The sequence below is a fragment of the Variovorax sp. FG153 genome (assembly GCF_057809595.1).
The window spans coordinates 16,869-36,314 of record NZ_JBMDKG010000070.1 but is presented as its reverse complement, the minus strand read 5'-3'; the positions used below and the strand labels follow the sequence as shown (position 1 = coordinate 36,314).

Here is a 19,446-nt window from a genome sequence, read left to right as displayed (position 1 = left end):
GGGCCGGCGGAACTGGCGCCGCGGCCGCCGGGCTTGCGATCGCCATCGCGGGCATCGCGCGGTGCCTGGCGACGGCCCTCGCCGCCCCCCGCGGGCTTGCGGCCGCCCGCGCCCTTGCCGCCCGGCGGGCGCCCTGCGGTACTCATTCGGACGCGGCTGGCGCGCCGCCCTCACCACCGGTACGCGGCTTGCGGCGGCGCCGGCGCTTGCGCGGCGCGGCCGCCTCGCCATCGGGCGGCACGGCAGCACCGGCTTCGCCGTCGGCCGCCTCGTCGTCCGCGCGCTCGTCGCCGCGCGCGGCGCTCTTGACCACCACGGGACCGGTCGCGGGCGCGGTGTTGCGCACCCGCACGCGCTGGCGTGTCTTCTGTTCGTCGCGCACCTGGTCCAGCAGGTCCTGGCGCCGCGTGTCGTCCGAGGTGCTGAACTCCTGCCACCACTCGGCGATGGCCTCGCTGACCTCACCCACGTCGGCGCGCAGGCGCATGAAGTCGAAAGCGGCACGGAAGCGCGCCTGCTCGACCAGGCTGTAGGGCGTGGAGCCGGTGCGCTTGTCGAAGCGCGGCTGCATCATCCAGATCTCGCGCATGTCGGCGGCCAGCTTGCCGCGGCCCGAGACGTCGCCGATGCGCGCGTTGAACACGTCGTCGATCGCGTCCTGCAGCGCCGGGAACGGCGGCTGCGCGCGCTGGCCATTGCGGCCTTCCTGGCGCTGGGCCCAGCCGTCTCGCACGTCGGCCCACAGCACGCAGGCCAGCAGGAAGCTAGGCGCCACCGGCTTGCCCTCGCCGACACGGCGGTCGGTGTCCTGCAGCGCGGCCTTCACGAACGGCAGGTCGGCGCGCTCCACCACCACGTCGAGCAGCGGATAGATGCCCCTGGCCAGCCCCAGCTTGCGCAGCTGCTCGACGGTGGCGATCGCATGGCCGGTCTGCAGCAGCTTGAGCATCTCGTCGAACAGGCGGCTCTGCGGCACGTCGGCCAGCAGCTTGCTCGACTCGACCAGCGGCGCGCCGGTCTTGGGCTCGAGCTTGAAGCCCAGGGCCGCGAGCTTGGCCGAGAAGCGGATGGCGCGGATGATGCGCACCGGGTCCTCGCGGTAGCGCACGGCCGGGTCGCCGATCATGCGCAGCACCAGCTTCTGGGCATCGCGGATGCCGTGGTGGTAGTCGATCACCACCTGCCGCGCCGGGTCGTAGTACATCGCGTTGACGGTGAAGTCGCGGCGCGCGGCGTCTTCCTCCTGCGGGCCCCAGACGTTGTCGCGCAGCACGCGGCCGCTGGCGTCCACGGCATGGGTCATGCCCGCGAGCTCGCCCTTGCTGGTGCGCTCGTTGCCGCTGACCTGGCCGGCCGCGGCCGCGTCCATGTAGGCGCGGAAGGTCGAGACCTCGATCACCTCGTGCTCGCGGCCGCGCCCGTACACCACGTGCACGATGCGGAAGCGCCGCCCGATGATGAAGGCGCGGCGGAACAGCCCCTTGACCTGCTCGGGCGTGGCATTGGTCGCCACGTCGAAGTCCTTGGGCCGCAGGCCGAGCAGCAGATCGCGCACCGCGCCGCCCACCACGTAGGCCTCGAAACCGGCCTGCTGCAGGGTGGTGACCACGTTCTTCGCGCGTTCGTCGACCAGGGCCGGATCGATCCGGTGAACCTCCGCCGGCACTTCCTCGCGCTTGCCGAAGCGGCTCTTTCCCTGTGCGCCGCCGGCGGATTTGCCGAGCAGCTTGTCGATGAATTTCTTGATCATTGGTTGAGAAGGGTTCTTCTTATTCGTTTTCGAGCATGGAGCGGATCAACGGAATGGTGATCGCGCGTTGCGTCTGCAGCGCATAGCCGTCGAGCTGCGTGAGCAGCTCCATCAGGCTGCCGAGGTCGCGGCTGAAGCGGTGCAGCATGTAGTCGAGGACATCGTCGGACAGCATCACGCCGCGCGCATCGGCGGCCTGGCGCAGCACGGCGCGCCGCTCGCTCTCGCCGAGCACCTGCAGATGGAACACGTGGCCCCAGCCGAGGCGGGTGCGCAGGTCCTCGCGCAGCGGCAGATCGGCCGGCGGCAGCGCGCCCGCGGCCACCACGCCGCGCTGCAGGCTCTGCGCATTGACGAACCAGTTGAAGGCCGCGTGCTGCTGCACGGCAGTGTAGAGGTGCACCTCGTCGAGCAGCACGGCGACCCAGCGCTCGTCGAACTCGGGCGGCTCCAGCAGGCCGGCGTGCAGCCAGCCCACGCTGGCGCCCTGCTCGCGCAGCGCCACGCGCACCGATTCGAGCAGGTGGGTCTTGCCGCTGCCGCTTTCGCCCCACAGGTAGGTGGGCACGGGCGAGTGGAGCGCCGGACTGCCGGCGCCGCCCACCCACAGTTGCAGGTGCCGCAGCGCCGCCTCGTTCGGGCCGGCAAAGAAGGCGTCGAAGCTGGGGCCCGTCGCGATGCCGATATCGAGCGCGAGCTGTTTCATCCCGGGAAGGTTCATGGAGGGGGCGGTCAACGCCCGTAAAATCGTCCGGAATTCTATCGGCCCGGCCGTTTCGCCCTTTGACCCTCCCCCCGGGGTGCCATCGCGGCCGGCGCGCTTTCCATTCCTCTCGCTTCCAACCAGCCATGACCTCCCCTCTGCCCACTCCGCTCAGCTACAAGGACGCCGGCGTCGACATCGATGCCGGCGACGCGCTGGTCGACCGCATCAAGCCGCTCGCGAAGAAGACCCTGCGCGAAGGCGTGCTGGCCGGCATCGGCGGTTTTGGCGCCCTGTTCGAGGTGCCCAAGCGCTACAAGGAGCCGGTGCTGGTGAGCGGCACCGACGGCGTGGGCACCAAGCTCAAGCTGGCCTTCGAATGGAACATGCACGACACGGTCGGCATCGACCTCGTGGCCATGAGCGTCAACGACGTGCTGGTGCAGGGCGCCGAGCCGCTGTTCTTCCTCGACTACTTCGCCTGCGGCAAGCTCGACGTCGACACCGCCGCGGCGGTGGTCGGCGGCATCGCGCGCGGCTGCGAGCTCTCGGGCTGCGCGCTGATCGGCGGCGAAACCGCCGAGATGCCCGGCATGTACCCGGCCGGCGAGTACGACCTGGCGGGCTTCGCGGTCGGCGCGGTCGAAAAGTCGAAGATCCTCACGGGCCAGAACGTCAAGCCCGGCGACGTGGTGCTGGGCCTGGCCTCGGCCGGCGTGCATTCCAACGGCTTCAGCCTGGTACGCAAGGTGATCGAACGTGCCGGCGCCGAGCTGCCCGCCACGCTCGACGGCAAGCCCTTCCGCGAGGCCGTGATGGAGCCCACCCACCTCTACGTGAAGCCGGTGCTCGAGGCGCTCGGCAAGCACCCGATCAAGGCGCTGGCCCACATCACCGGCGGCGGCCTGCTCGAAAACATTCCGCGCGTGCTGCCCGAGGGCACCGCCGCCCACCTGAAGAAGGGCAGCTGGCCGCAGACCGAGCTGTTCGCCTGGCTGCAGAAGGTGGCCGGCATCGACGACATCGAGATGAACCGCACCTTCAACAACGGCATCGGCATGGTGGTGGTGATCGACGCGGCCGAGGCCGCCGCCTGCGCCGCCACGCTGCGCGCGGCCGGCGAGACGGTGCACGAGATCGGCGCGATCGCCGAGCGCGGCGAAGGCGCCGCCGTGGTCGTCGCCTGAACCCACCGGGTTTCGACGCGCAAGCGCCCTCCCGGATGACCAAGCCCCCGCCCACCGCTCCCATCGCCCCCGTGCCGCCACGCAGCGCCCCGCGCAACGTGGTGATCGCCAGCTACCTGCTGATGCTCGCGGGCCTGATGCTCGTGATGTGGCAGCACCTGCTGCCGGGGCTGCTGTGCGCCTGCATCGGCTTCCTGGCCACGCGCTTCTTCGCGCGGCTGATCGGCCGCGGCCTGGCGCGCTTCGCGCCACTGCGCGCGCGCGGCGACGGCATCGCGCGCGTGCTGGCGGTCACGCTGGTGCTGCTGGCGCCGATCGCGCTGGTCACCGTGGGGCTGTCGCAGGCGCGGGAATACGTCATCGACGCACCCGACCAGTACCGCGAGCTGCTCGACTACACGGCGCGCACCGTGCTCGAGCTGCGGCTGAAGCTGCCGCCCGAGATCGCGGTCTACCTGCCCGAGGGCGCGGCCGAGATCCAGCGCATGGTGGCGAACTACATGCGCGCCCAGGCCGGCATGCTGGCACTCACCGGCCGCGCCTGGCTCGGGGCGCTGCTGTTCGCCTACGTGGGGCTGATCATCGGCGGGCTGGCCGCGGTGGCGCATGCGCGCGGACCGCGCCGGCCGCTGGCGGAGGAGCTGCACCAGCGCATCACGATGTTCGGCCAGGCTTTCGGCCAGATCGTCGCGGCGCAGTTCTGGATCGCGGCCTTCAACACGCTGCTGACCGCCATCTTCCTGCTGGTGCTGATGCCGCTGTGGGGCCCGCACCTGCCCTACACGCCCGCGCTGATCACGCTGACCTTCGTCGCCGGGCTGGTGCCGATCGTGGGCAACCTGGTGTGCAACGCGGTGATCACGCTGGTGGCGTTGTCGGTGTCGCCGGTCACGGCCGCGGCCTGCCTGGCCTTCCTGATCCTGATCCACAAGGCCGAGTACGTGATCAACGCCAAGGTGGTGGGCAGCCGCACGCAGATGAGCGTGTGGGAGCTGCTGGCCGTGATGTTCGTGGCCGAGGCGGTGTTCGGCCCGGCCGGGCTGGTGGCGGCGCCGCTGTTCTACGCCTACCTCAAGAAAGAGCTGCAGGCCGGCGGCCTGGTCTGAGGCGGCGGGCGCCCCGCGCGCCTGGCGATGTCCTGATCTGATCGATTCTGGTCCGCTCCGGAGCGGCCCTCAGGCGTGAAACCGCCAAGAATCGGGCGCATCATCCACTTCGCCTTCGGAAAATCCGCCATGAAGACCTGTCTGATTGTGATCGACGCCCAGGAATCGTTCCGCCAGCGCCCGTACTGGGACGAAAGCCTCGCGGCGCCCTATCTCGCGGCCCAGAACGCGCTGATCGCGGGCGCGGCCGAGGCCGGCCTGCCGATCGTGCGCGTCTACCACGTCGACGGCCCGACCACCGCCGCCAACCCCTTCGCGGTCGAATCGGGCTTCGTGCGCCCGATCGAGGGCCTGGCCGGCTTCGACGCCGCCGCCACCTTCACCAAGCACCGCCACAGCGCGCTGGTCAACAGCGGGCTCGACATCTGGCTCACCCAGCAGGGCATCGGCCGGCTGATCGTGAGCGGCATCCGCACCGAGCAGTGCTGCGAGACCACCACCCGCCATGCCTCCGACCTGGGCTGGGAGGTCGACTACGTGACCGACGCCACGCTGACCTTCGACATGGTGCAGCCCGACGGCAAGCCGCTTTCGGCCGCCGACATCAAGGCCCGCACGGCGACCGTGCTGGCGGGGCGCTTCGCGACCCTCTGCGGCGTGGCGCAGGCGCTGGAACGCGCGGCATGAGTCCGTCGCCGGCCGCCGCGCTGCGCGTGCTGATCCTGGCCTTCGACGGCATCGAGGCCCTGGACTTCGCGGGCCCGTTCGAGGTGTTCACCACCGCGACCCGCGTGCACCGGCGACTGCGGCCGGACGAACCGGCGCTCTTCGAGGTCGCGGCCGTGGCCGAGGGCGCGCCCGCGCGGCCGGTGCAGGCGCGCGCCGGGCTGCGGCTGCTGGCCGCGCACGACCTGGCCGACGCGCCGCAGGCCGACCTGCTGCTCGTGCCCGGCGGCGTGGTCGACGCGCCGCTCGCGAGCGCCGCCACGCTGCAGTGGATCGCGCGGCAGGCCGCGGGCGCGCGGCTGGTGGCTTCGGTCTGCACCGGCGTCTTCCTGCTCGCGGCCAGCGGCGTGGTCACCGACCAGGCCGTCACCACGCACTGGGAGGACCTGGCCGATCTGCGCGAGCGCTTCCCGGCGCTCGAGGTGCGCGAAGGCGTGCGCTGGGTCGACGGAGGCCGGATCCTGAGCTCGGCCGGCATCAGCGCCGGCATCGACATGAGCCTGCACCTGGTCGAGCGCCTGGCCGGCCGCGAACTGGTCGAGCGCACCGCGCGCCAGATGGATTACGCATGGACGCACAACCCACCCTGATCCGCGTCGTCTTCGTGCTGCTGCCCGGCAGCCTGGTGCTCGACTGGGCCGGGCCGGCCGAAGCGCTGCGCATCGCCAACCAGCGGCTGCGCGCCAGCGGGGCGCCGCCGCGCTTCGCGATCGAGTTCGCGAGCCCGCGGCCCGATACGGTCGGCTCGGTCGGCATCGCGCTGACCGGGCTGGCGCCGCTGCCGGACCTGCTCACCGCCGATGGTGCCGACGGCGCCGCCTGGGTGGTGCTGGTCGGCATGCCGGGCGACACGATCCCGATCGACACGCCCGAGACCCAGGACCTGCTGCACTGGCTGCGCGGCCTGCGGCTCGAGGCGGGGCGGCTCGAGCTGCTGACCATCTGCGCCGGCAGCCTGCTGGCCGCGCATGCCGGCGCGCTGGCCGGGCGGCGCGCCACCACGCACCACCATCACCTCGGCGAGCTGCGCGCCGTGGAACCGCGCTGCGAGGTGGTGGGCAACCGGGTGTTCGTGCTCGACCCGCCGGTCTACAGCAGCGCCGGCGTCACCACCGGCATCGACCTGCTGCTGCACCGCATCGCCGACACCTGCGGCGAGGCGCTGGCGGCGCAGGTCGCGCAGACCATGGTGGTGGCGCTGCGGCGCGGCCCCCACGACCCGGAGCTGTCGCCCTTCCTGGCCTACCGCAACCACCTGCACGCCGCCCTGCACCGGGTGCAGGACGCGGTCAGCGAACGGCCGCAGGCCGACTGGAACGTGCCGCGCATGGCCGAGGTGGCCCACACCTCGGCGCGCCACCTCACGCGGCTGTTCGTCGAGCATGCGGGCGTGGCGCCGCTGGCCTACCTGCGCCGGCTGCGGCTGGCGGCCGCGCAACTGGCGCTGGCCTCGGGCGCCAGCGTCACGCGGGCGGCCGAGCTGTCGGGCTTCGGTTCCGACACGCAGTTGCGCCGCGCTTGGCACCAGTTCGGGCTGCCGGGTTCGCCGTCGGACGCGGCCGGGCTGGCGCGCGGCTGAGTCAGCCCAGGCAGGCGCGTGCGCGCGCCGCCAGCAGCGCCTTCTCGCGGCCGTTGCGCGTCAGGCCGGCCGCGCGCTCGAACTCGCGCCGCGCCTCGTCGAGCCGGCCCAGCTTGAACAGCAGGTCGCCGCGCACCGTCGGCAGCAGGTGGTAGCCCTGCAGCGCGGGCTCGGCCAGCAGCGCATCGGCCACCTCCAGCCCCGCGGCCGGGCCGAAGGCCATCGACAGCGCGACCGCGCGGTTGAGCTCGACGATCGGCGAAGGCGCGAGCTGGGCCAGCGCGTCGTAGAGCGCGGCGATGCGGCCCCAGTCGGTCTGCTCGGCCGTGCGCGCCCGCGCATGGCAGGCGGCGATGGCGGCCTGCAGCGCATAGGGACCGAGCGCGCCGCCGAGCGCCTCGGCACGTGCCAGCGCGGTCAGGCCGCGGCGGATCAGCACGTGGTCCCAGCGCGCGCGGTTCTGCTCGAGCAGCAGCACCGGCTCGCCCGATGGCCCGACGCGCGCGGCGGTGCGCGAGGCCTGGATCTCCATCAGCGCGACCAGCCCGTGCACTTCCGACGCCGCGGGCATCAGCTCGGCCACGATGCGGCCCAGGCGCAGCGCCTCCTCGCACAGCGCGGGACGCATCCAGTCGTCGCCCGCGGTGGCGGCATAGCCCTCGTTGAAGATCAGGTAGAGCACCTCGAGCACCGAGGCCAGCCGCGGCTCGAACTCGGCGCGGCGCGGCACCTCGAAGGGCACGCGCGCCTCGGCCAGGGTGCGCTTGGCGCGCACGATGCGCTGCGCGACGGTGGGCTCGGTGACCAGGAAGGCGCGCGCGATCTCGTCGGTGGCGAGGCCGCCGAGCAGGCGCAGCGTGAGCGCCACGCGCGCCTCGGTCGACAGCACCGGGTGGCAGGCGGTGAAGACCAGCCGCAGCAGGTCGTCGCCGATGTCGTCGTCGAGCGCGGTGTCGACCGCCTCGGCGAAATCGGCCTGCGCGATCTCGTGCCGCGCATCGAGCTCGCGGCCGATCTCGCCGGCCTTGTGCTCGGCCAGCTGCAGGTGGCGCAGGCGGTCGAGCGCGCGGCGCTTGGCCACGGCGGTGAGCCAGGCCGCAGGGTTGTCGGGCACGCCCGATTCGCTCCATTGCTCGAGCGCCGAGACCAGCGCGTCCTGGGCCAGTTCCTCGGCCAGGCCCACGTCGCGCACCATGCGCGCGACGGTGGCGATGATCCTGGCCGACTCCATGCGCCACACCGCCTCGACGGTGCGATGGATCGCGGCGGTGCGCGGGTCGTGGCTCACCGGCTCAGTTCGCGGGCTTCTTGAGGGTCTGCATCGAGGGGAAGGCCTCGGCGGTCAGCGCCTGCACCTCGGCCGGATAGTCCTCGACCTCCTGGATCTGGCGCACCTCGATGACCTCGTTCTCGCCGCCGGGGCAGCGCGTGGCCCATTCGATGGCGGCGGCGCGCGAGGGCACGTCGATGATCCAGAAGCCGCCGAGCACTTCCTTGGCCTCGGCGAAGGGGCCGTCGACCACCGTGGGCTTGCGGCCCGGGAAGCTCACGCGCGCGCCCATCGAGGGTGGATGCAGGCCGTCGCAACTGATCAGGATGCCCGCCTCCTGCATCGATGCGTTGTAGGCCATCATGGCCGACACCGCGTCGACGTCGTCGGGGATGGTGCCGGGCGCGGCGTTCTCGTAGCCGTGGGGAATCATCAGCAGCATGAATCGCATGGTGGTTCTCCTGGATTCAGTGGCCGGGCTTGGTGCGGGCCTCGGTCTCGGCGCGCAGGCGGTCTTCCTGCGCGAGCAGCTCGGGCGTCATCGAATCGCCGAAGTCGGCGGCCTCGAAGACCTGGCGGATCTCGATCTCGCCTTCCTGGAACGGGCTGCGCTTGATCCACTCGATGGCCTCTTCCTTCGACTTCACCTGGAACAGCCAGAAGCCGGCCAGCAACTCCTTGGTTTCGGCGAAAGGGCCGTCGATGACGGTGCGCTTGGTCGGGCCCTCGCAGCGCACGCGCACGCCCTTCGAGCTGGGATGGAGGCCCTCGCCCGCCAGCAGCACGCCGGCCTTCACCAGTTCCTCGTTGTACTTGCCCATCGCGGTGAGGATCTCGGTGCTGGGCATCACGCCGGCTTCGGAATCCGCATTGGCCTTGACCAGAATCATGAATCGCATGTCGTTGCTCCTAGAGGGGGGTTGGAAGTGGAAATCGGGAACGGCGTCGAAGTCTCGAATCTGCCTGCTCCTGTTGCCACGTCGAGCGACGGCCGGCCGGATCGACAGGAATCGGTCGGCCCAGTTGTAAAAAAGCGTTTCAATTCTGGCGAGCCCGCCGCTACGGGCGGCCGCAGAAGCGCAGCACATGCCCGTCGGGCTCGCGGATCGCGAACTCGCGCGTGCCCCAGGGCTGCGACACCGGCGCCTCGATGACCGTGACGCCGCGCTTCAGGTAGGCCGCATGCAGGCCGTCGATGTCGTGGCCGACCTGGATCACGAACTCGCCGCGCCACGGACGCGGCTCGCGCGCGCCGGTCTGCCACAGGCGCAGGTAGATCGGCTGGCCGGCGCCGGCCGGCAGCTGCCTGACGCGGCCGTAGCTCGGCGGCTCACCCGCGATGAAGTCGAGCTCGAAGCCCAGCACCTCGCAGAACCAGCGCGCGGCGCGGCCGACGTCGGCCACCGGCAGCACCGGCTCCATGCCATGGAAGCCGTGCACGGCGCCGAGGGCGGGCGCGCCGGTGGGGCCCGCCCGGGTGGCCATCAGCTGGCCGCGCGCCGCAGCGCGGCCACGCGCTCCGCGATGGCGTCGATGTCGAGCGCGTCCTCGGCATGGGCCAGGTAGGCCTCGAGGTCGCGCACCGCGGCGGCCGTGCTGCCCTGCTCGGCATGGGCGATGCCGCGGTCGCGGTACTCGCCCCAGGCCTCGGGCAGCAGCGCGATGATGCGGTCGAGCACGGCGATCAGCCGCTGCCAGTCCTCCTGCGCGCGGTGCACTTCCTTGAGGTTGCGCAGCATGCGGCCGATGATCTCGCGCGAGCTCGCGGGCTGCAGGTACAGGCCCAGCGGCACGTCGAATTCGCCGACCAGGCCGTTGCCGCGCTTGTAGGGCTCGAGCCGCTCGCTGAGTTCCTCGCGCGAGAGCGACTTGCCGGTGAAGGGATCGATCACCACCTGCCCCTTGGGCAGCGTCACCTTGAGCATGAAGTGCCCCGGGAAGCCGATGCCGCGCGCCTGCAGCCCCAAGCCCTGCGCCAGCTCCATCCACAGCACCGCGAGCGAGATCGGGATGCCGCGGCGCGTGCGCAGCACCGCGTTGAGGTAGCTGTTGTCGGGGTCGTAGTAGTCGTTGACGTTGCCGCCGAAGTTCAGGTCGTTGAAGAAGAACTGGTTGAGCGCGCGCAGCCGCGCGAGCGGTGCGGCGTCGGACGGCAGGCGGCGCTTGAGGCGGGCCAGCAGCTGGTCGACATCGCCGAGCACCTGCTGGACGTCGAGGTCGGGGTACTCGTCCTGCGCGATGCTGGCGGCGGCTTCGAGCAGCGGGAACTGGTCGTCGCTCTGCACGAGCGACTCGAAATACTCGAGTGCGGTGGGGACCTGGAAGCTGAACGTCGTCATGTGGCTTTGTAGAGGAGCGGGGCCGGCAGCGTCAAGGCGGGGGACATGCGGATTGCCAAGGCATCCGGCAGTGCCGATCGTCGGAGGCTCAGCGGCGCATGAAGCTGCGCAGCCGTACCCCGGCGGCGGCCAGCACCGCGAAATAGAGCAGCGCGGCGCCGGTCACCAGCATCGCGAGCAGGCCGATGCGCCAGAAGCGCTGCTCGCGCAGGCCGATCCAGTCGAAATGCCCCGAGGCCCAGGCCAGCAGCGCGGCCAGCACCAGCGAGCCCGCGAGCACCTGCAGCGCGAAGCGGCCCCAGCCGGGCTCGGGCTTGTAGCTGCCGCGGCGGATCAGGCCCGCCAGCAGCCAGCTCGCGTTGACCAGCGCGCCGATGCCGATGGTCAGGGTCAGCGCCGCATGCTGCAGCACCGGCACCAGGAACAGGTTGAGCACCTGGGTCAGGATCAGCACGCCGACCGCGATCAGCATCGGCGTGCGCGTGTCGTGCTTGGCGTAGTAGCCGGGCGCGAGCACCTTGATGGCCACGATGCCGACCAGGCCGACGCCGTAGCCCATCAGCGCGACGGTGGTGCGGCGCACGTCCTCGCCGCCATAGGCACCGTTGTGGAACAGCACCGCCACCAGCGGCTGCGAGAACAGCAGCAGCGCCACCGCGCACGGCGCCGCGAGCAGCAGCACCAGGCGCAGACCCCAGTCGAGCAGCGACGAATAGCGCGCATCGTCCTTGGCCGCGCGCGCGCCGGCCAGCTGCGGCATCAGCACCACGCCCAGCGCCACGCCCAGCATGGCGGTGGGGAACTCCATCAGCCGGTCGGCATTGGTGACCCAGGTCACGCTGCCGGTGGCCAGGTGCGAGGCGATCTGCGTGTTGATCAGCAGCGAGATCTGCGCCACGCTCACGCCGAGCAGCGCGGGCAGCATGAGGCGCGCGATCTTGCGCGTGTCGGGGTCGGCCCAGGCGGTGCGCAGCGCCTTGAAGCTCGCGCCGATGCGCGGCAGCAGCCCCAGCTTGCGCAGCGCGGGCAACTGCAGCCCGAGCTGCAGCACGCCGCCCACCATCACGCCCACGCACTGGGCATAGATCGGCTCGATGCCCCAGCGCCGGAACAGCGGCGCGCCGAGCAGGATCGAGAGGATCAGCGCGATGTTGAGCAGCACCGGCGAGGCCGCCGGCACCGCGAACCTGCGCCACGTATTGAGGATGCCGCCCGCCAGCGCCACCAGCGACATGAAGCCGATGTAGGGGAACATCCAGCGCGTCATGACGACCGCGGCGTCGAAGCCCGCGAGACCGCTGGCCATGGCCCAGACCAGCCACGGCGCGCCGACCACGCCGGCCACGCACACCAGCACCAGCATCCAGGTCAGCAGCGTGGCGACATGGTCGACCAGTTCCTTGGCGCCGGCATCGCCCCGCTCGGTGCGGGTAGCCGCCAGCACCGGCACGAAGGCCTGGCTGAACGCGCCCTCGCCGAAAACCCGGCGAAACAGGTTCGGAATGCGGAAGGCGACGTTGAAGGCGTCGGTCAGCGCGCTGACGCCGAACACCGAGGCGAACAGCACGTCGCGCACGAGGCCGGTGATGCGCGAGGCGAGGGTCAGCAGGGAGACGGTGGAGGCGGATTTGAGCAGCGACACGGGGGGAGTGTAGGCCCCGCAAAGCCCGTGAAATGGCAGTTCTGGCCAGATTTTGCCGCCCGGCCTATAATGGAGGGCTTTGCTGCATCATCCTCAGACACTGAGAGAACACTACCATGGCATCTACCAAGCCCAAGAAGAAGAACCCGCGCCTGGCGTCGGGCCGCAAGCGCGTCCGCCAGGACACCAAGCTGAACGCAGCGAACACCTCGCTGCGCTCGAAGTACCGCACCGCCGTCAAGAACGTCGAAAAGGCCGTCCTGGCCGGCGACAAGACCAAGGCGACCGAGCTGTTCGCCAAGGCCCAGAGCATCGTCGACACGGTCGCCGACAAGGGCATCTTCCACAAGAACAAGGCCGCTCGCGACAAGAGCCGCCTGTCGGCCAAGGTCAAGGCCCTGGCCCTCGCGCCTGAAAAGGCCGCCGCCTGACACCTGTCAGGCAAGCCCGGATCGGTTCGCGCCGGTCCGCCGTTTGATCGGGGTGCGCTGCAGCAAAGTGAAAAACCGCCTTCGGGCGGTTTTTTCATGGGCGAACGGTTTGTCGAAAAAGGAAAAGCGGTCGACCGCTCAGGGCTTCTTGACCGGCGTCGGCGGGGTCCGCTGGAGCCCATCCTTGTGCTGGTGGTCCGGATCGGGCACCAGGCAGGCCTCGGCCACCTGCAGGTCGTTGTCGCGCGCGAAGTTCACGCAGAAGTCCCAGGCCATGGGTTCGGCCTCGCGCAGCGCGCTGTTCACCACCACGCACTTCACGCCATTGATGGTGGTCGGCACGCACCACGGCGAATAGCTCAGGTGGCTGCCCGGATAGGCCCCGCCGGGCCGGAAGGAACACATCACGCCGGCCAGCCGCTCGGCCCAGTCGCTCGGGCGAAAGGTGCGGCCGTCGTGCGTGATGCCTTGGATGAAGATCTCGGTGGCGGTGGGGGAAATCATCGTTTGGGAAGAGGCGACCGCACGCCGTAGCGAGCTGTTGCGGTGCAACAAGGATTCTATCCGCGCCCTCCCCCTTCCCACCGGGCGCAGGGCATTGCTGTGATGCGGAATCCTCAACGCCAGCGTCAAACTCGCCGCCTAGAATCCGCCTTCCCTTACAGGAGAACCGAATGAGCGCTACCGTCGAGCCCACCTCGCCCCACGTCATGAACACCTACGGCCGCCTTCCGATCGCGCTGTCGCACGGTCAGGGTTGCCGAGTCTGGGACACGAACGGCCGCGCCTACCTCGACGGCCTCGGCGGCATCGCCGTCAACACACTGGGCCACAACCATCCCGAGCTGGTGCCCGCGCTGCAGGACCAGGTCAGCAAGCTGATCCACAGCTCCAACTACTACCACGTGCCCGGCCAGGAGAAGCTCGCCGCCAAGCTGACCGAGATCTCGGGCCTGACCAACGCCTTCTTCTGCTGCACCGGCCTCGAAGCCAACGAAGCCGCCCTCAAGCTGGCGCGCAAGTTCGGCCACGACAAGGGCATCGAGCGCCCCGAGATCGTGGTCTATGAAGCCGCCTTCCACGGCCGCAGCATCGCCACCCTGTCGGCCACCGGCAATCCCAAGGTGCAGAAGGGCTTCGGCCCGCTGGTCGAGGGCTTCATCCGCGTGCCGCTCAACGACATCGAGGCCCTGAAGAAGGCCACCGAGGGCAACCCCAACGTGGTCGCCGTGTTCTTCGAGACCATCCAGGGCGAAGGCGGCATCCACCCGATGCGCATCGAGTACCTGAAGCAGGTGCGCGCGCTGTGCGACGAGCGCGACTGGCTGATGATGATCGACGAGGTGCAGTGCGGCATGGGCCGCACCGGCAAGTGGTTCGCCCACCAGTGGGCCGGCATCAAGCCGGACGTCATGCCGCTGGCCAAGGGCCTGGGCTCGGGCGTGCCGATCGGCGCCGTGGTGGCCGGCCCCAAGGCCGCCAACATCTTCGGCCCCGGCAATCACGGCACCACCTTCGGCGGCAACCCGCTCGCCATGCGCGCCGGCATCGAGACCATCCGCATCATGGAAGAGCAGAAGCTGCTCGAGAACGCCGCCAACGTCGGCGCCCACCTGAAGGCCGCGCTCGAGCGCGAACTGGGCGGCCTGCCCGGCGTGAAGGAAGTGCGCGGCCAGGGCCTGATGCTGGGCATCGAGCTCGACCGTCCCTGCGGCGCGATCCTCAACCGCGCCTGCGACGCCGGCCTGCTGCTGAGCGTGACCGCCGACAGCGTGATCCGCCTGGTGCCGCCGCTGATCCTGAGCATCGCCGAGGCCGACGAGATCGTCGCCATCCTCGCGCCGATCGTGAAGACCTTCCTCTCGGAGCCCGCCCCCAAATGACGAGTGCCAGCGCGACGCCAGCCATCCGCCACTACCTGCAGTTCTCGGACTTCTCGGCCGACGAGTACGCCTACCTGTTCGACCGCATGGCGGTCATCAAGAAGAAGTTCAAGACCTACGAGAAGCACCAGCCGCTGACCGACCGCACGCTGGCCATGATCTTCGAGAAGGCCAGCACGCGCACCCGCGTGAGCTTCGAGGCCGGCATGTACCAGCTCGGCGGCAGCGTGGTGCACCTGACCACGGGCGACAGCCAGCTCGGCCGCGCCGAGCCGATCGAGGACAGCGCCAAGGTCATCAGCCGCATGGTCGACCTGGTGATGATCCGCACCTACGAGCAGACCAAGATCGATGCCTTCGCCGCGCATTCGCGCGTGCCGGTCATCAACGGCCTGACCAACGAGTTCCATCCCTGCCAGATCCTCGCGGACATCTTCACCTACATCGAGCACCGCGGCTCGATCCAGGGCAAGACGGTGGCCTGGGTGGGCGACGGCAACAACATGGCCAACACCTGGCTGCAGGCGGCCGAGATCCTCGGCTTCACCGTGCACGTGAGCACGCCCAGCGGCTACGAGGTCGACCAGTCGATCGCCGGCATCCGCTCGGGCGACAGCTACAAGGTCTACAAGGACCCGATGGAAGCCTGCCGCGGCGCCGACCTGGTGACCACCGACGTCTGGACCAGCATGGGCTACGAGGCCGAGAACGAGGCGCGCCGCAAGGCCTTCGCCGACTGGTGCGTGGACGAGGAGATGATGCGCGTGGCCCAGCCCGACGCGCTGTTCATGCACTGCCTGCCCGCGCACCGCGGCGAGGAAGTGCAGGCCGAGGTCATCGACGGCCCGCAGTCGGTGGTCTGGGACGAGGCCGAGAACCGCCTGCATGCGCAGAAGGCGCTGATGGAGTTCCTGCTGCTCGGCAGGCTCTGAGCGCCCTCTTCTTCCGCTTCGGCAGCATCGGCCCGCCATGAACGCCTGCCAGCAATGCGGCGCCTGCTGCGCCAGCTACCGCGTCGACTTCAGCGTGCACGAGCTCGACGACAACGGTGGCAGGGTGCCCTCGGGCCTGGCCGTCGAGGTCAACGACACGCTGTGCCGCATGCGCGGCACCGACCACACGCCCGCGCGCTGCGCGGCGCTCACCGGCAGGATCGGCCAGTCGGTGGCCTGCGGCATCTACGAGTGGCGGCCCAATCCCTGCCACGAGCTGCAGGCCGGCAGCGACGCCTGCCAGCGCGCGCGGCTGCGCCACGGGCTCGGCGCGCTGCCCGACACCCTGCACTGAGCGTCAGGCCGCCGGCACCGGCAGGCCGCCCACGCGGCCCTTGAATTCCTGCAGCGAGAAATAGGTCTGCACGTGGCGCACGCCCGGCAGGCGGTGCAGCTTGCGCTGCAGCAGCTCCGAATAGGCGTCGAGGTCCTTCGCCACCACCACCAGCATGAAGTCCTCGGGCCCCGAGATGCCGTGGAACATCACGACCTCCGGGATGGCGCAGACCGCGTCCTCGAAGGCGCGCGACGAGATCTCGGTCTGGTGGTCGATGCCCACCATCACGAAGGCCATCACGCCGAAGCCCAGCGCGCGCCGGTTCAGGCCCGCGTGGTAGCCGCCGATCACGCCGTCGTCCTCGAGCTTCTTCACGCGCCGCCAGCACGGCGACTGCGACAGGTGCGCCATCTGCGCGAGCTCGCCCGAGGTCAGGCGGGCGTTGTCCTGCAGCGCGCGCAGCAGCTGGAGGTCGGTGCGATCGAGGTCGGCTTGCATGATTTTTTCCAGATTCGGTCGTTTGAGAATGGATTATCCAATTTCATTCGAACCTATGGATAACTTCTCGACTTCAAGCAGCTCTTGCGAATAGCATCCGGCTCCGCGCAACGGCTTGTGGCAAGCCGGCATCCGGCCCACACTGGCTGCCTCGGCCCACCGGCATTGTTGCCACCCGAACCCCACCCTTCGTGACACCGATTCAGCCACCATGACCGCACCACGACGACTCTGGGACATCTCCGCCCCCGTGCACGCGGGCAGCCCGGTGTTTCCGGGCGACACGCCCTATACGCAACAGTGGTGCGCCACCATCGGGCCGGGCTGCCCGGTCAACGTGAGCGCGATCACGATGTCGCCGCACGTGGGCTCGCACGCCGATGCGCCGCTGCACTACGACCCCAAGGGCGCCACCATCGGCGACGTCTCGCTCGACGCCTTCATCGGCCCCTGCCGCGTGATCCACGCCATCGGCCGCGGCCCGCTGGTCGAATGGGCGCACATCGCCCATGCGGTCACGAGCCAGCTGCCGCCGCGCGTGCTGGTGCGCACCTATGCCGCCATGCCGGTCGATCGCTGGGACGGCCAGCTCGCCGCCTATGCGCCGTCCACGGTCGAGCGCCTCGCGGCCATGGGCGTGAAGCTCATCGGCATCGACACCGCGAGCATCGACCCGGCCGACAGCAAGACGCTCGACAGCCACCAGGCGATCCGCCGCCGCGGCCTGCGCGTGCTCGAGAACCTCGTGCTCGACGAGGTGCCCGAGGGCGACTACGAACTCATCGCGCTGCCGCTCAGGCTGGTGAGCGCCGATGCCTCCCCCGTTCGCGCCGTGCTGCGCGAACTCTGATCCGCCAAGACCCATGACGACCACCCTCGAAGACTGCCGCGCGCTCGACGCGCAAGACCCGCTGCGCGCCCTGCGCGACCAGTTCACGCTGCCCGACGGCGTGATCTACCTCGACGGCAACTCGCTCGGCGTGCTGCCCAAGGCCGCGCCCGCGCGCATCGCCGAAGTGGTGGCCAGGGAATGGGGCGAAGGCCTGATCCGCTCCTGGAACACCGCGAGCTGGTTCGACCTGCCGCAGCGCCTGGGCGACAAGGTCGCGCGCCTGGTCGGCGCCGCGCCCGGCGAAGTCGTGTGCACCGACAGCACCTCGGTCAACCTCTACAAGGTGCTGTTCGCCGCGCTCTCGCAGCAGAAGGACAGCGGCCGCAAGCTGGTGGTGAGCGAGCGCAGCAACTTCCCGACCGACCTCTACATCGCCGAGTCGCTGTGCCGCGAGCGCGGCTTCACGCTCAAGCTGATCGAGGCCGACGAGCTGCCCGGCGCGCTGACCGACGAGGTCGCGGTGCTGATGCTCACGCACGTCAACTACCGCACCGGCGCCATGCACGACATGAAGGCCATCACCGCCGCCGCGCACGAGGCCGGCGCGCTCGCGGTCTGGGACCTGGCCCACAGCGCGGGCGCGGTGCCGGTGGCGCTCAACGAGGCCGAGGCCGACTACGCCATCGGCTGCGGCTACAAGTACCTCAACGGCGGACCCGGCGCGCCGGCCTTCGCGTGGGTGCACGCGCGCCATGCCGATCGCTTCGAGCAGCCGCTGTCGGGCTGGTGGGGCCATGCGGCGCCGTTCGAGTTCACGCCGCACTACCGGCCCGCGCCGGGCGTGGCGCGCTACCTCTGCGGCACGCAGCCGATCGTCTCGCTGTCGGCGCTCGAATGCGGCCTCGACACCGTGCTCGCGGCCGAGCCCTTCGACGGCGAACGCGGCGGCATGGGCGCGCTGCGCGCCAAGTCGCTCGCGCTCACCGACCTGTTCATCGCGCTGGTCGAGGAGCGCTGCGCGGGCCACGGCCTGTCGCTGGTCACGCCGCGCGAGCATGCGCGCCGCGGCTCGCAGGTGTGCCTGAGCCGCGACGAAGGTGCCTATGCCATCGTGCAGGCGCTGATCGCGCGCAACGTGATCGGCGACTTCCGCGCTGGCGACGCGCAGATGCCCGACATCCTGCGCTTCGGCTTCACGCCGCTGTACCTCGGCTTCGAGGACGTCTGGAATTCCGTCGAACAGCTGGTGCAGGTGCTCGAGACCGGCGAGTGGCGGCGCCCCGAATTCAACCGCAAGAACGCAGTGACATGAGCACCGAGAAGCGCCCCGAAGAGATCGTCCACGAAGAGAAGGCGCAGCTGGATTTCAGCGCGTCGATGAGCTACGGCGACTACCTGCACCTCGACGAGATCCTCAACGCCCAGCATCCGCTCTCGCCCGCGCACGACGAGATGCTGTTCATCGTGCAGCACCAGACCAGCGAGCTCTGGATGAAGCTGATGCTGCACGAGCTGCGCGCCGCCACCGCCTGCATCGCGAGCGAGCAGTTGCCCGATGCCTTCAAGATGCTGGCGCGCGTGAGCCGCATCATGGAACAGCTGGTCGGCGCCTGGACCGTGCTGTCGACCATGACCCCGCCCGAGTACACCGCGATGCGCCCCTATCTCGCGAGCTCGAGCGGCTTCCAGAGCGCGCAGTACCGCTGCATCGAGTTCGCGCTCGGCAACAAGAACCCCGCCATGCTCAAGCCGCATGCGCACCGCCCCGACCTGCTGGCCCAGGTCGAAGCCGCCTGGCGCTCGCCCTCGCTCTACGACGAGTCGCTGCGCCTGCTCGCGCGCCATGGCCTGCCGGTGCCCGCCGACCGCCTCGAGCGCGACTGGACCCAGCCCTACGAGGCCAGCGACGGCGTCGAGGCGGCCTGGCTGCAGGTCTACCGCGAGCCGCACCGGCACTGGGACCTCTACCAGCTCGGCGAGAAGCTCACCGACATCGAGGATGCCTTCCGGCTCTGGCGCTTCCGCCATGTCACCACCGTCGAACGCGTGATCGGTTTCAAGCGCGGCACCGGCGGTACCGGCGGCGTGAGCTACCTGCGCAAGATGCTCGACGTGGTGCTGTTCCCCGAGATCTGGAAGCTGCGCACCGACCTGTAGATTCTCGGCGGCACCCCCGGGTGCCACCCCTTGCCGCTCCCGCCCAGCACGCTACATTTTTGGGAACCACGGAG

The 19,446-nt window shown here is 70.3% G+C and carries 22 protein-coding genes; 12 read left to right on the top strand and 10 right to left on the bottom strand.

Annotated features, from left to right (window positions below):
• Positions 1–142 precede the first annotated feature (142 nt).
• Positions 143–1,750, bottom strand: a complete 1,608-nt coding sequence (pcnB, locus tag ACODT0_RS39935; RefSeq protein ID WP_489043833.1) for a polynucleotide adenylyltransferase PcnB — start codon at positions 1,748–1,750, stop codon at positions 143–145.
• A gap of 19 nt (positions 1,751–1,769) precedes the next feature.
• Positions 1,770–2,456, bottom strand: a complete 687-nt coding sequence (gene hda, locus ACODT0_RS39930; protein WP_314733633.1) for a DnaA regulatory inactivator Hda — start codon at positions 2,454–2,456, stop codon at positions 1,770–1,772.
• A gap of 143 nt (positions 2,457–2,599) precedes the next feature.
• Between hda and purM the strand changes: the two genes are divergently transcribed.
• The 5 genes from purM (at position 2,600) to ACODT0_RS39905 (ending at position 7,051) form a co-directional block, all read left to right on the top strand.
• Positions 2,600–3,640 (top strand): phosphoribosylformylglycinamidine cyclo-ligase, encoded by a 1,041-nt coding sequence (gene purM / locus ACODT0_RS39925; RefSeq protein ID WP_057590655.1) that lies wholly within the window; start codon positions 2,600–2,602, stop codon positions 3,638–3,640.
• A gap of 35 nt (positions 3,641–3,675) precedes the next feature.
• On the top strand, positions 3,676–4,746 hold the full coding sequence (locus tag ACODT0_RS39920) for an AI-2E family transporter (RefSeq protein ID WP_296730578.1): 1,071 nt from the start codon (positions 3,676–3,678) through the stop codon (positions 4,744–4,746).
• 129 nt (positions 4,747–4,875) lie between these two features.
• Complete coding sequence (locus tag ACODT0_RS39915; RefSeq protein ID WP_296730580.1) at positions 4,876–5,433, top strand: cysteine hydrolase family protein; 558 nt, start codon at positions 4,876–4,878, stop codon at positions 5,431–5,433.
• The gene (locus ACODT0_RS39910; protein WP_489043832.1) at positions 5,430–6,062 is read left to right on the top strand and encodes a DJ-1/PfpI family protein; all 633 of its coding nucleotides are present in this window, start codon (positions 5,430–5,432) and stop codon (positions 6,060–6,062) included. The genes ACODT0_RS39915 and ACODT0_RS39910 overlap by 4 nt, the downstream gene beginning before the upstream one ends.
• The gene (locus ACODT0_RS39905; RefSeq protein ID WP_489043831.1) at positions 6,041–7,051 is read left to right on the top strand and encodes a GlxA family transcriptional regulator; all 1,011 of its coding nucleotides are present in this window, start codon (positions 6,041–6,043) and stop codon (positions 7,049–7,051) included. Before ACODT0_RS39910 ends, ACODT0_RS39905 begins: the two co-directional genes overlap by 22 nt.
• A 1-nt stretch (position 7,052) precedes the next feature.
• On the opposite strand, the gene ACODT0_RS39900 is transcribed toward ACODT0_RS39905, so the two are convergent.
• From ACODT0_RS39900 to murJ, 6 genes are all read right to left on the bottom strand, one after another.
• Positions 7,053–8,282, bottom strand: a complete 1,230-nt coding sequence (locus tag ACODT0_RS39900) for an RNA polymerase sigma factor (RefSeq protein WP_489043834.1) — start codon at positions 8,280–8,282, stop codon at positions 7,053–7,055.
• 61 nt (positions 8,283–8,343) lie between these two features.
• A complete protein-coding gene (locus ACODT0_RS39895; protein WP_057590661.1) occupies positions 8,344–8,772 on the bottom strand; it encodes a YciI family protein in 429 nt (142 codons plus the stop codon).
• Positions 8,773–8,788: 16 nt separating this feature from the next.
• Positions 8,789–9,220 (bottom strand): YciI family protein, encoded by a 432-nt coding sequence (locus ACODT0_RS39890; RefSeq protein WP_296800381.1) that lies wholly within the window; start codon positions 9,218–9,220, stop codon positions 8,789–8,791.
• Between the two features lie 160 nt (positions 9,221–9,380).
• Positions 9,381–9,806, bottom strand: a complete 426-nt coding sequence (locus tag ACODT0_RS39885) for a bleomycin resistance protein (RefSeq protein WP_057590663.1) — start codon at positions 9,804–9,806, stop codon at positions 9,381–9,383.
• Positions 9,806–10,660: a SirB1 family protein gene (locus tag ACODT0_RS39880; RefSeq protein WP_057590664.1), complete on the bottom strand. Its 855-nt coding sequence runs from the start codon at positions 10,658–10,660 to the stop codon at positions 9,806–9,808. Before ACODT0_RS39880 ends, ACODT0_RS39885 begins: the two co-directional genes overlap by 1 nt.
• An 88-nt stretch (positions 10,661–10,748) precedes the next feature.
• Positions 10,749–12,302: a murein biosynthesis integral membrane protein MurJ gene (gene murJ, locus ACODT0_RS39875; RefSeq protein ID WP_489043830.1), complete on the bottom strand. Its 1,554-nt coding sequence runs from the start codon at positions 12,300–12,302 to the stop codon at positions 10,749–10,751.
• Between the two features lie 116 nt (positions 12,303–12,418).
• On the opposite strand from murJ, the gene rpsT reads away from it, so the two are divergent.
• The gene (gene rpsT / locus ACODT0_RS39870) at positions 12,419–12,733 is read left to right on the top strand and encodes a 30S ribosomal protein S20 (RefSeq protein WP_057590666.1); all 315 of its coding nucleotides are present in this window, start codon (positions 12,419–12,421) and stop codon (positions 12,731–12,733) included.
• 138 nt (positions 12,734–12,871) lie between these two features.
• Here the strand turns inward: rpsT and ACODT0_RS39865 are convergent, their stop codons facing one another.
• On the bottom strand, positions 12,872–13,237 hold the full coding sequence (locus ACODT0_RS39865; RefSeq protein ID WP_057590667.1) for a DUF3579 domain-containing protein: 366 nt from the start codon (positions 13,235–13,237) through the stop codon (positions 12,872–12,874).
• 170 nt (positions 13,238–13,407) lie between these two features.
• On the opposite strand from ACODT0_RS39865, the gene ACODT0_RS39860 reads away from it, so the two are divergent.
• From ACODT0_RS39860 to ACODT0_RS39850, 3 genes are read left to right on the top strand one after another with little or no spacing between them, the layout of a single operon-like run.
• Positions 13,408–14,616: an aspartate aminotransferase family protein gene (locus ACODT0_RS39860; protein WP_489043829.1), complete on the top strand. Its 1,209-nt coding sequence runs from the start codon at positions 13,408–13,410 to the stop codon at positions 14,614–14,616.
• On the top strand, positions 14,613–15,548 hold the full coding sequence (argF, locus tag ACODT0_RS39855) for an ornithine carbamoyltransferase (RefSeq protein WP_093348850.1): 936 nt from the start codon (positions 14,613–14,615) through the stop codon (positions 15,546–15,548). The genes ACODT0_RS39860 and argF overlap by 4 nt, the downstream gene beginning before the upstream one ends.
• Positions 15,549–15,585: 37 nt before the next feature.
• Positions 15,586–15,903 (top strand): YkgJ family cysteine cluster protein, encoded by a 318-nt coding sequence (locus ACODT0_RS39850; protein WP_057590670.1) that lies wholly within the window; start codon positions 15,586–15,588, stop codon positions 15,901–15,903.
• A gap of 3 nt (positions 15,904–15,906) precedes the next feature.
• Here the strand turns inward: ACODT0_RS39850 and ACODT0_RS39845 are convergent, their stop codons facing one another.
• Positions 15,907–16,383: an Lrp/AsnC family transcriptional regulator gene (locus tag ACODT0_RS39845; protein WP_057590671.1), complete on the bottom strand. Its 477-nt coding sequence runs from the start codon at positions 16,381–16,383 to the stop codon at positions 15,907–15,909.
• A 211-nt stretch (positions 16,384–16,594) separates the two neighbouring features.
• On the opposite strand from ACODT0_RS39845, the gene kynB reads away from it, so the two are divergent.
• The 3 genes from kynB to kynA are packed head-to-tail and all read left to right on the top strand — an operon-like array spanning position 16,595 to position 19,372.
• Positions 16,595–17,233: an arylformamidase gene (gene kynB / locus ACODT0_RS39840; protein WP_489043828.1), complete on the top strand. Its 639-nt coding sequence runs from the start codon at positions 16,595–16,597 to the stop codon at positions 17,231–17,233.
• Positions 17,234–17,246: 13 nt separating this feature from the next.
• A complete protein-coding gene (gene kynU / locus ACODT0_RS39835) occupies positions 17,247–18,527 on the top strand; it encodes a kynureninase (RefSeq protein ID WP_489043827.1) in 1,281 nt (426 codons plus the stop codon).
• Complete coding sequence (gene kynA / locus ACODT0_RS39830) at positions 18,524–19,372, top strand: tryptophan 2,3-dioxygenase (protein WP_057590674.1); 849 nt, start codon at positions 18,524–18,526, stop codon at positions 19,370–19,372. Before kynU ends, kynA begins: the two co-directional genes overlap by 4 nt.
• Positions 19,373–19,446: the final 74 nt, after the last annotated feature.